11 protein-coding genes are annotated in these 11,021 nt (G+C 58.1%); 9 read left to right on the forward strand and 2 right to left on the reverse strand.

Annotated features, from left to right (window positions below):
- Positions 1–6: 6 nt before the first annotated feature.
- Positions 7–906: a glucosamine kinase nucleotide-binding domain-containing protein gene (locus tag MRS74_RS21630; RefSeq protein ID WP_254582364.1), complete on the forward strand. Its 900-nt coding sequence runs from the start codon at positions 7–9 to the stop codon at positions 904–906.
- Complete coding sequence (gene nagA / locus MRS74_RS21635) at positions 906–2,045, forward strand: N-acetylglucosamine-6-phosphate deacetylase (protein ID WP_254582365.1); 1,140 nt, start codon at positions 906–908, stop codon at positions 2,043–2,045. The genes MRS74_RS21630 and nagA overlap by 1 nt, the downstream gene beginning before the upstream one ends.
- A gap of 352 nt (positions 2,046–2,397) precedes the next feature.
- Here the strand turns inward: nagA and MRS74_RS21640 are convergent, their stop codons facing one another.
- Positions 2,398–2,637: a hypothetical protein gene (locus MRS74_RS21640; RefSeq protein ID WP_254582366.1), complete on the reverse strand. Its 240-nt coding sequence runs from the start codon at positions 2,635–2,637 to the stop codon at positions 2,398–2,400.
- Between the two features lie 213 nt (positions 2,638–2,850).
- On the opposite strand from MRS74_RS21640, the gene MRS74_RS21645 reads away from it, so the two are divergent.
- The 5 genes from MRS74_RS21645 to MRS74_RS21665 all read left to right on the forward strand — a co-directional run bounded on the left by MRS74_RS21645 (position 2,851) and on the right by MRS74_RS21665 (position 8,115).
- Positions 2,851–4,275, forward strand: coding sequence for an FAD-binding oxidoreductase (locus MRS74_RS21645; RefSeq protein WP_254582367.1), 1,425 nt, complete (start codon positions 2,851–2,853; stop codon positions 4,273–4,275).
- A gap of 187 nt (positions 4,276–4,462) precedes the next feature.
- Positions 4,463–5,071: an OmpW/AlkL family protein gene (locus MRS74_RS21650; RefSeq protein ID WP_254582368.1), complete on the forward strand. Its 609-nt coding sequence runs from the start codon at positions 4,463–4,465 to the stop codon at positions 5,069–5,071.
- Positions 5,072–5,301: 230 nt separating this feature from the next.
- Positions 5,302–5,679, forward strand: coding sequence for a hypothetical protein (locus MRS74_RS21655; protein ID WP_254582369.1), 378 nt, complete (start codon positions 5,302–5,304; stop codon positions 5,677–5,679).
- Positions 5,680–5,893: 214 nt separating this feature from the next.
- Positions 5,894–6,967: an AraC family transcriptional regulator gene (locus MRS74_RS21660; RefSeq protein ID WP_254582370.1), complete on the forward strand. Its 1,074-nt coding sequence runs from the start codon at positions 5,894–5,896 to the stop codon at positions 6,965–6,967.
- Between the two features lie 209 nt (positions 6,968–7,176).
- Positions 7,177–8,115, forward strand: a complete 939-nt coding sequence (locus MRS74_RS21665) for a S8 family serine peptidase (RefSeq protein WP_254582371.1) — start codon at positions 7,177–7,179, stop codon at positions 8,113–8,115.
- A 29-nt stretch (positions 8,116–8,144) separates the two neighbouring features.
- Here MRS74_RS21665 and MRS74_RS21670 read toward each other — a convergent pair whose 3' ends face one another.
- On the reverse strand, positions 8,145–9,569 hold the full coding sequence (locus MRS74_RS21670; protein ID WP_254582372.1) for a sigma-54 interaction domain-containing protein: 1,425 nt from the start codon (positions 9,567–9,569) through the stop codon (positions 8,145–8,147).
- 204 nt (positions 9,570–9,773) lie between these two features.
- Here MRS74_RS21670 and MRS74_RS21675 point away from each other — a divergent pair, with 204 nt between their 5' ends.
- Both MRS74_RS21675 and MRS74_RS21680 read left to right on the forward strand, forming a co-directional pair.
- Complete coding sequence (locus MRS74_RS21675; RefSeq protein WP_254582373.1) at positions 9,774–9,959, forward strand: hypothetical protein; 186 nt, start codon at positions 9,774–9,776, stop codon at positions 9,957–9,959.
- 41 nt (positions 9,960–10,000) lie between these two features.
- Positions 10,001–10,783, forward strand: coding sequence for a 3-hydroxybutyrate dehydrogenase (locus MRS74_RS21680; protein WP_254582374.1), 783 nt, complete (start codon positions 10,001–10,003; stop codon positions 10,781–10,783).
- Positions 10,784–11,021 lie beyond the last annotated feature (238 nt).

Here is an 11,021-nt window from a genome sequence, read left to right on the forward strand (position 1 = left end):
GAGGGCATGGCAAAGAGCATGAATGACAACGCGGTTTACCTGCTCGGTGCAGACGGCGGCGGCACGTCCTGCCGGGTGCGCCTGAGCGCGATTGATGGTCAGGTGCTGGGCGAGGGGCGCTCGGGCAGCGCCAATGTACGCCTGGGTGTGGACAATGCCTACGCCGAGATCCTCAAGGCGACCGACGAGGCCCTCAATCAGGCCGGGCTCGACAGGTCCGTGTTGGCGCACACCTATGCAGGCTTTGGTCTGGCCGGTGCCGTGGATGAGGCGCGCAGAGCGTCGGTGCGCCAGTTTCCCCACCCCTTTGCCGGCGTGGCCATCGAAACCGATGCCCACACCGCCTGTCTGGGAGCCCACGGCGGTGAGCCCGGCGGCATACTGATTCTGGGCACCGGCTCCTGCGGGGTCTATCAGAATGCCGGGCGGTTCGATGTTATCGGCGGCTGGGGTTTCATGATTTCCGATCAGGGCAGCGGTGCCTGGCTGGGGCTGAACCTGGTGCGCCAGGCGATGCTGGCGCTGGACGGCGTTATCGAGCAGACGCCGCTGAGCCAGGCCGTGCTGGCGCGGTTCGACAATAGCCACAGCCAGGTGCTGGACTGGTCCGAACAGGCGCGGCCGCGGGACTACGGTGCCTTTGCGCCGCAGGTACTGCAGTATGCCGCGGCCCAGGATCCGCTGGCCTTGCGTCTGTTGCAGCAGTGTGGCGGGGATGCCGGCGATCTGCTGGCGCGATTGCAGCGCCTCGGCGCCCGCCGGGTCTGCCTGATGGGAGGCTTGAGTGAGCCGCTGCGGCCCTGGTTGCCGGCCGCGCTCTTGCCCTTGCTCTGTGCGCCTGTTGGCGATGCAATGGATGGCGCCCTGTTGCTTGCCCGTGGCTTGTTAAATGTGAGGGGATCCTGATGCAGTATGCGTTAATCAATGGCCGCATCTTTGACGGCGAGCAGATTCTTGAAGACCGTGCCCTCTGGGTGCGCGACGGCTGTATTGAAGCGCTCACAAGCCCGGCGCACTTGCCGGCGGGCATCAGTACTGTCGATCTGGGTGGCCAATTGCTGGCACCGGGATTTATCGATACCCAGGTGAATGGCGGCGGCGGTGTGCTCTTTAACGACAGCCCGGATGTTGCCGGTATTCAGGCAATCGGCCGTGCCCACAGGCGCTTTGGCACCACCGGCTTTCTGCCGACCCTGATCAGTGACAGGCGTGAAGTCATGACAGCAGCGCTGGGTGCAACCCGGGCGGCGCTTGCCAGTGTGCCGGGTGTGCTGGGCATTCATCTGGAGGGGCCTTTTCTCAATCTGCAGCGCAAGGGTATTCATCCCGCCAGCATGATTCGCTCGCCCGAGGACGATGCGCTGGCGCTGCTGGGCAGCTTGAAATCCGACGGGGTCACGCTGGTGACCCTGGCGCCGGAGCAGGTGAGCCCGGGCTTTATCCGCCAGCTGGTTGAGGCCGGTGTTGTTGTAGCCGCAGGGCATACGCAGTCGAGCTATGCCCAGATGACCGACGCCTTGAGCCTGGGCGTGAGGGGCTTTACGCATCTATTCAATGCCATGTCGCCGCTGACCAGTCGTGAGCCCGGTGTTGTAGGGGCGGCGCTGGAAGATGCCAATAGCTGGTGCGGCATTATTGTTGATGACCACCATGTACATGCCGCAACCCTGAGGGTTGCGCTGCGGGCGAAAGCTGCGGGCAAGATGATGCTGGTGACCGATGCGGTGCAGACCGTGGGGGTAGACGGGCGCGAATTCGAGCTGCTTGGCCAGGCGATCGTGCGGGAAAACGGCCGTGTCTGCTCGCCCGAGGGGACGCTGGCGGGATCGGATCTGGATATGGCCACGGCGGTACGCAACAGCGTGAACCTGCTGGGGCTGTCGCTGGAGGAGAGTCTGCGCATGGCATCGCTGTATCCGGCCGAGTTTCTGCGTCTGGGGGATAGATACGGTCGTATCCGCGAAGGGTACCGGGCGAGTCTGGTACTGCTGGATGAGCAGCTGCAGGTGCAGCAAAGCTGGATCGATGGCCTGGCCGATAGCTAATCGCTGCATGGATGAGAATGGCGCGGTCTGGGAAGGATTTAGATTTACTTCATCGCCTAAATCTATGATTAAAAAAATTAGTAAATATCTTTAATCGTCTTTATACCGTTATCTATAGATTTATTGCTTAACCTATTGATGGGCGTAATCAGGACGGGGGCTTTATTGGACAGTACCGAGGGTGTTCAGACCCAAATGAACATTGAGCCTGGCGAGGGTGCCACTGGCGCTATCCAGAGCTATAGCGGCACCGGCCTGCGCATTCTGATCGCAGCCCGCAGAACAACGCTGCGGGCGCTGCGGTTAAGTCTTAACTGGCACGCGGTTGACCCGCTAAAGAGTGCGCAGCCGACTAATGGCGCTGCTTCAGTTTCTGAAAATAGGCCTTGAGTTCAGTTTCGGTGGGTTGATACTGAAACGCCAATTCGCCGTCGATCAGTATGTTGGGCGAGTGCCGAAGATTATGCCGGCTGACCAGTTCGGGGTGGTCTTCCAGATAATTAACCTGATAACCAATCCCCAAGTCTCTGAATTCTCTTTCTATATTGGCCACTGAAAAGTCCGTTTTGGTGACCAGCAACTGAACTCTCATGATGCTGTTCCCCCGGAGGTGAGGCGGTAAGCTACTGCCTTGCCAGTGACACCGATCGCGAACAATTGACGTCTTTATGAGTATAGATCCCAGCTGCACTTATTACTTGCGCTAAGCTTGAACTGAATTGGCCAGCCTGCAGTCGGCCCCTTAAGTTTTAGTGCATCAACTTTTCAGACATGGATGTGCACCTGAAACCGTTCGGGGGTATTTATGTCCACTTACCGTTTAACCCAAATAGACGGCGCTGCCGTTGAACTGGATGCGTCCGTCGTCGACCGTTTCGCCGCGTCCCTGCGCGGTGAGCTGATCACTGCTGATTCCGCGCACTATGACTGGGCCCGTACCATCTGGAATGCCATGATCGACAAGCGACCCGGGCTCATAGTCCGCTGCGTTACACCGACCGATGTGCGCGCTGCAATCGATTTTGCCAGGGACAACGAATTGCTGATCTCGGTCCGCGGAGGCGGGCACAATATTGCCGGTAATGCCGTCTGTGAGGGCGGGCTGATGATTGATCTTGCGCCGATGCGCTGGGTACGTGTCGATCCGGCAGCCGCGACGGCCTGGGTTGGCGCCGGTGCACTTCTGGGGGATGTCGATCGCGAGACCCTGGCCCATGGGCTCGTCGTGCCGCTGGGCATCAATTCGATTACCGGCGTGGCCGGGCTGACACTCGGCGGGGGATTCGGCTGGTTGTCACGGCGCTTCGGGCTGGCCATAGATAACCTCAGATCGGCGGATGTCGTCGCTACCGATGGACAGCTCCTGCGGGCCAGTAAACAGCAGAATCCCGATCTTTTCTGGGCGTTGCGCGGTGGCGGCGGTAATTTTGGCATTGTCACCGCGTTCGAATTCTCGCTGCAGCGTATTTGGCCGGAAGTGATGGCGGGTCTGATTGTCTACCCGCTGGACCAGGCGCGCGAGGTTCTGCAGCAGTATCGGGAATTCGCGGCCCAGGCCCCCGACAATCTCACTGTCTGGGGCGTGATGCGCAAGGCACCGCCGCTGCCGTTTCTGCCTGAAAAGGTACACGGAACCGAAGTGCTGATATTGGCGCTTTGCTACAGTGGCAATCCGGAGGATGGTAACGCCCTTATTGAGCCGTTGCGCACCCTGGGGACACCGGTGGGTGAGCATGTGGGCCGCCAGTCATTCGTGGACTGGCAGACTGCCTTTGATCCTCTGCTGATGCCGGGTGCGCGAAATTACTGGAAGTCCCATAATCTTGCAGCGCTGCCAGACGCGCTCATCGATATTCTGGTGGAATTTTGTCAGCGGTTGCCATCGGATCAGACCGAGATCTTTATCGCTCAGATGGGTGGTGCCACCAACAGGCAGGCGGTGGATGCAACGGCCTATCCGCACCGCGAAACGGAATTTATCATTAACGTTCACGGACGCTGGGAGTCAGCCGAGGATGACGAGCGCTGTATTGACTGGTGTCGGCAGCTGTTTGATGCGCTGGTGCCGCATGCCATGGGCGGCGTCTATGTCAATTTCATGACGGCAGATGAGCAGTACCGGGTAGGGGCAGCCTATGGTGCCAATCACCAGCGACTGGCGCGCCTAAAGCAGCAGTATGATCCGGACAACCTGCTGCGCATGAATCAGAACATTCCGCCAGTGAGCTAACTCCTGCGAAACCTGCGAATGAGCGCCTGTTGTTCACAGGTTTCCTGGTACAGGGCGGCTGATCTTTTGATTTCCATCAATAAACGCCGGGTTTCAGAGCCCGATTAATGTAAAAGACGATTCAGATCAATGTACCGACAAACTGCAGGCGCTTTAATGGCCGCAGTTTTTTTAAGGGAGTCGGTACATGAAACAAATAGGTTTATCTGTGGCTGTTGCAGTCGGCCTTGCATCGCTGTCCAGCCTGAGTCTGGCCCATGAGGCTGGCGATTTCATTCTGCGTGCGGGTGTGGCCTCGGTCCAGCCGGATGCAAAGCCCCATGGCACGCTCGATGCGCTGAACGCCGACGTTGATAACGGCACGGCGCTGGGCATTACCGCCGCCTATATGGTGTCGGATGTGGTTGCAATAGAATTGCTGGCAGCCTCGCCGTTCAAGCATGACATTACCTCCAACGGCAGCAAAATAGGCGAAGCCAGTCAGTTGCCGCCCACAGTCTCGCTGCAATACATGCCGGAGCTTGAGCTGGGCGGGTTCCAGCCCTATGTGGGCATTGGTATTAACTACACGACTTTTTTCGACGAGGATTCAAGCCTGGGCAAGCTGAAGCTCGATGATTCCTGGGGCATCGCCTGGCAAGTCGGTTTCGATTACCAGGTACAGGATCAGTGGCTGGTGAACGCCGCTATCTGGAATATCGATATAGAAAGCGACGCGACCCTGAACGGGGCCAGTATCGGATCTGTGGATATTGATCCCTGGGTCTATATGCTTGGCGTCGGTTACCGCTTCTAGACTTCCTGATTTAGCCTCTATTCGGCTGCGTTGAATGACGCAGCCTGATCCGATCAGCCCCGTCATAGGTTCCCGCCAGACACTGTGCTTCATTGGCTACACTTAAGCGACCTGTGACCGCGGCTGCATGGTAATCGATGCCAATGTTTGCCTTTGAGCGGTTATGGTGCTGAAAAGCAGGGCGCCTGCAGGTAAATTACAGATCTGAAACGATTTGAGGGAGATTTGTCATGTACCTGAAAAAAATCGGCATGCTGGTGCTGCTGGTTGTTACCGCCCTGGTTACGCCTGTGAGCCTGGCGGATACGCCTGGGACCAGAACGATCGCCAATATTCTTTACCACTTCAATCATTTTCCCGCGCAGGCCGCACAGAAATCGTTGCTCAGAATTGCACAGGATCCCGGCAGTAGCGAAGGGGAGAAGATTGTCGCCCAGGCCCTGGCCAGGACAGAGCACAAGGTTAAAAGTGAAGATGCGGCCGCACTGGAGCAGTTACTCGAAAGTGACAGTGGCAGCGACCAGATACGCACTTTGGCGCGCATACTGCTGCATCTCAATCACAAGCCGTCGGATGAGGATATGGCAACAATCAAGCTGATGCTCTGAGCTATTAACCAGGCGTTCGCAGTGGGCCTTTTGTTAACCGAGAGGCCCAATGATGAAGCATAGGCGCTCATGTATATAACCCGCCGGGACCATATGTTTAATCCCAGTTCGGGCAGCACCGAGGCTGCCTGCTTCCAAAACACCCAAGGCTGTACCCGCGCATGATTCGCCTGTAATATTTTCAATCAGTTACAAGCTTATGGTCATCTTGATTATGTCAAAGTCTGACGCTGTTGCGATTGATTATGTTGATAGCTTGCTGGTTCATGCCGAGCAAAAAGGCTATGACGTTGGCTCCTTGCTGCGCTCTATCGGGCTGACCCGTGCCGACCTGGAAGGGCGGGAGGATTTTCCGGCCGAACAGTTCGGGCAGCTGTATCAGCGCATGATGTGGCTGGTGCAGGATGAGTCCTTCGGCATGCTCAGTGGCGGGCGCATGCCCAATGGCACCTTTCGCATGATGTGTTTCAGTGTGATCACCTGTGCGACCCTGGGTGAGGCGATACGCCGTTGCAGTCAGTTTTACGAAATCTGCAAGGGGCCGACGGTCAAGCCCCGTATCGATATCGAGGGCAGCAATGCGGTGTTCCGCTACGTGGCGCTAAGCTCCATGCCCGCCGATACGGTCAAGCGTCTGGTGTCCAACGAAACGCCGGGGCTGATTCGCTCGACCTTGTCGATCTGGCATCACTTTATGAGCTGGATGCTGGGGTATCGGCTGCCGTTGGTAAAAGTGGGTTTTACCTTCGCCGCCCAGCCCAACCTCAATGATTACCAGAACCTGTTTCAGTGTCCGCTGGAGTTTAACGGGCCGGAAAATTGCCTGGTTTTCCCGGCGGAACAACTTGAAATGCCCATGATGCAAAATGCCGAGACCCTGCGCAGCTTCCTGCGTACGGCACCCTATCAGCTGATGGTCATGGTGAATGGCGACCGTTCGGTCAGCGCCCAGGTGCGTGGCCTTATAGGGCGGGATTTCAGTCGGCCACCGCCCACCATCATTGCCGCGGCGAGTGCGCTGAACATGTCATCAAGAACCCTGCGGCGCCAGCTGGAGCGCGAGGGCACCACCTATCAGGCGTTGAAGGATCAAAGCCGCTTTGCCGCCGCGCAGGAGTACCTGAACTACCCGGATATCAGTGTGCAGGAGGTTGCGGCGATGCTCGGCTTTACCGAGCCCAGTGCTTTTGTGCGCGCCTTTCGCAAATGGAGCGGTATGACGCCGGCGTCTTTTCGTCATGGTCAGCGCGCCGGGGCCGGCGAGGCAGGCTCCTCCGTGGAGCCGTAACGCATGTTGTGATCCGTACCCCAGACTCGGTTGAGAGTCTCCTGGCTGGAATTTCCGGCCCAGTCTGGATTGCCCTGTATGCTGGAGCCCCTGTAGCTAAGCGATGATCGCGCCCCAGTAATAAGGTGAGCGAGCGGGCACGACTATACTGCAGGTCGGAGCCTGGGCTGTCGTATTGCAGCGCCATGGCCTCTGCATGCGGGGTCGCCATGCCATTTCTATCGATTGTTTTCGTACTGCTGATTCAGCTCTGGCTACCTCAGGCGAAGGCGGACTCGCGGGTGGCGATCGTGGATCGCTTTTTCCCCTCGCCCGGCTCCCTGGCGACGCCGCAGGAGCAGGACATGCAGCGCTGGATGTACGGCATGCTGGATCTCGATGGTGATCAGATCAAGGAGCCGTACTATCACGGTGACCTGGTACGCCTGATTGCGACCCATCCACGGTTATCGTTTTTCCTCTATCCCATCAGCAGTGATATGCATCCGCTGGATTCAATCGTGCTGAATCTGCGTGAAATTCGCGCCCGCCTTGAGCGTCAGCCGGTTGACGTGCTGGTGCTGTCCTGGGAGTCGTCCACGCTGATCAGTGCCTTCGAAGTACCGCTGCACCGCTCGCGGGCGGCGCACTATCTCGCAACGCTGGAAAAGTGGAGCCAGGAGAGCGGTAACTGGAATTCAACACTGGCGATTATCCGGGAGCTGGAAGCCCTGGTTGATGCTGGCGTCATCGTGGTCACCATTGCCGGCAACGGCGGCCGAGGCATGGTGAATACGTTTTCGTTTGCGCGTGGCGTGATCACCGTCGGCGCTATCGAACCTGAACTGGCCCGTTTTGTCAGCGACAATGCGCTGGTTGATCGGCGGGAGCAGGCCGCGTACTTTGCCAGGCTGCTAAGCACGCCAGACGGGGAGTTGCTGGGGTACGACCTTAATGGTGACCTCTGTGCGGACGTTCCGCTGGCGAAGTTGAGCAGCTATGACAAAGGCGCGCATGATCTGCCCCGCAGGCCCTGGCCACCCCTGAAAGGCTCGTCCTTTGCAGCGCCGGCGGCGGTCAAGAAAATCCTGCTGGCAGACCTGGCCTCAGGCTCCAACTGGCTTGGCGGGCCGACCAGCGACGCCTGTGGGCGCCATGCCGCACCCTGATAGCGCCAGCCAGGTTCAGTTGCTCAGGCTCAGCTGATTTTTTTCAGTTTGTCGTAGAGGTTGGCGCGGGATATTCCGAGTATTTTTGCCGCTTGAGTCTTGCTGCCCTGACAGTAGGCCAGGGCATCGACAATGGCGCTGCGCTCGGCGGCCAGAGTCGCCTCGGCGAGGGTCGCCGGCGGCTGTAGTGAGCTGCGCGGTTCGGGCTGTGGAGAGCTGGCCGGCATTGATATGGCGCGGCTGTGGCGCAAATGCGGCAGAACATCGGTGGCGTCTATCTCGCTGCTGTCACTGAGCACGCAGGCGCGCTCAATCAGGTTGTGCAGTTCGCGGATATTGCCGGGCCAGGCGTGGCGGCTGAGCAGTTGCAATGCATCTGCGGTGAGCGATTTGGCCGGAATGCCAAGCTTGAGGGCAATCTGATCGAGAAAGGTTTCACACAGCGCTTCTATATCGGTCAGGCGTTCGCGCAGCGGCGGCAGGTGTATGGGAAAGGCGCTGAGGCGATAGTAAAGGTCGGCACGAAAGCGGCCACTCTCTACCATTTCGAGAAGATTAAGACTGGTCGCCGCAATAATCCGCACATCGGCCTGTTTCAGTTTGTTGGAGCCGATGGGCTCATATTCCTCTTCCTGCAGTACGCGCAGCAGCTTGGCCTGCAGATCCAGTGGCATATCGCCAATCTCGTCCAGAAACAGGGTGCCGCCCTGGGCCAGTTCAAATTTGCCAACCCGGCCGTTTTTCGAGGCGCCGGTGTAGGCTCCGGGTGCAACGCCAAAAAACTCGGCCTCTATCAGATTTTCGGGTATCGCGGCTACATTCAGGCTGACAAAGGGCGCGGCATTGCGCGCCGACAGATCGTGCAGCGCATGGGCAAACAGCTCCTTGCCGGTGCCGGTTTCGCCGGTCAGCAGCACCGAAATATCGAACCGTGCCGCCTGGCGAACCTGTTTACGTACCGCCTGGAGGGCTTCGCTGCGGCCGATAATCTGCGACAGGTGATAGCGTGAATTGCGCTCCAGGGCGAGCTTGTTGCGGGCGTCGTGCAGCTGCTGTTGCAGCTTGTTGTATTTCGTCAGCAGCGGGTTGATACGATCAATGCTTTCGCTGGCGACAAAGCCGAAACCGCCGACGATATTGCCTTCTTCGTCCTGCAGTGGAATCACGCTCACCACAAGCCACTGATTGGTCAGATACAGCAGGTCGAGGAAAATTGGCACGCCGCTGGCTATCACATCGGGCAGGTAGCTGCCGGGGATGATGCTGCTGATGTGCTGGCCGATGGGGGATGTCTTCAGCTTGAGAAAGCGATAGTAGGACTCGCTGATCCAGGTAACACAGCAGGCCTTGTCCACCGCGATCGCGTGCTCATAGAACTGCTCGAAGGATTCGGTGAAGAATGCCAGCGCCTGTGTCTTTATGCGCCGCTGCGCCCTTTCGTCCCATTGCACCATTGCTGCTGTCTCGGCCTGACTGGTTTGTATGGAAAATAAGACAGGCCTGTCTTGAATACAAGACAAAATCTGTACAGTAATTAATACAGTTAGATAGCCGGGGCAGTGCGTAATTTATTTTAATTTAATAAAAACAATACGTTAGTATTTTTGGCCCGAGTGCTGCTTTGTACGTTCGCAAAATAACAAAATGCGAATACTGTCATGACACTCATCCCGCCTACAGGTTTATCCAGCCTGTTTCGTGCCGCACCCGCCGCCGTGCCTGCCCTGGGCGATCTGCATTTTGTTGCCTGTTGCTGTTTTCACCTGATCCACCTGAACAGCCGAGCAACCGACCGCGATCGCAGCCTTGCCGTGCTTTCGTGTTTGCCTGATCAAGCGTTCTGAATTCCATTCCTTGCCCACAAAAATCTAACGGAGATGCATCCATGCGAGACAGCCGAATAGCGCTGGTGACAGGGTCCAGCAGCGGAATTGGTCTGGCCACGGCGAAAGCACTCGCCGCCAGCGGTGTACAGGTCATGCTGCATGGCCTGGAAGAGCAGGGCACAGGCGACCCCATTGCCCAGGCGCTGGCGCAGGAATTTGGCGTTCAGGCGCGGTATTTTGGGGCCGACCTTGCCTCCGCCGAGGGGGTCGAGCAGCTGATTGACGCTACGGTGTCCCAGCTCGGTGAAATCGACATTCTGGTGAATAACGCCGGCATTCAGTACACCGCCAACACCCGCGATTTCCCGGTACACAAGTGGGATCAGGTGCTGGCGGTCAATCTGAGTGCGGCCTTTCATGCCACACGTCTGGTGCTGCCCGCGATGGAGCAGGCCGGCTGGGGCCGCGTTATCAATGTTGCGTCTGTGCATGGTCTGGTCGGCTCGGCCAACAAGTCCGCCTATTGCGCGGCCAAGCATGGCCTTGTAGGTCTCACCAAGGTGGTGGCGCTGGAGCAGGCAGCCAATGGTATTACGGCCAATGCCATCTGTCCGGGCTGGACCGATACGCCGCTGCTGAATCATCAGATCGAAACCTTTGCCAGCGAGCAGGGTGTCTCTATCGAGCAATCCAGGCTTGGCCTGCTGCACACTAAAACCCCCTATCCGTCGTTGATCGATCCTGCGTCTATTGGCGCCATGATTCTCTTTCTCTGTTCAGATGCTGCCGCCGCAATCACCGGAGCCGCGCTGCCCATTGACGGCGCCTGGACGGCGCAATAAAGCTGCCACACCCAATCATTAATCTCACTGCGTGGGACATGACGCCGGCAGCTCCTGCGGGTCGCTGGCACAACAATCTGGAAAACCAGGCTACTCAATAACATCTGGAGCACCTATGAAAACAATAAAATCTGTACTGATTTCCGCCACCGTTGCCAGTGCTGTTGCTGCGATGGCACTGCCGGCACTGGCCGCCGACAAAGTGCTGCTGAAAACCCCCATTGCATTTGGGACCAAC

Source organism: Marinobacterium sedimentorum, assembly GCF_024267675.1.
Taxonomy (GTDB): Bacteria; Pseudomonadota; Gammaproteobacteria; order Pseudomonadales; family Balneatricaceae; genus Marinobacterium_A; species Marinobacterium_A sedimentorum.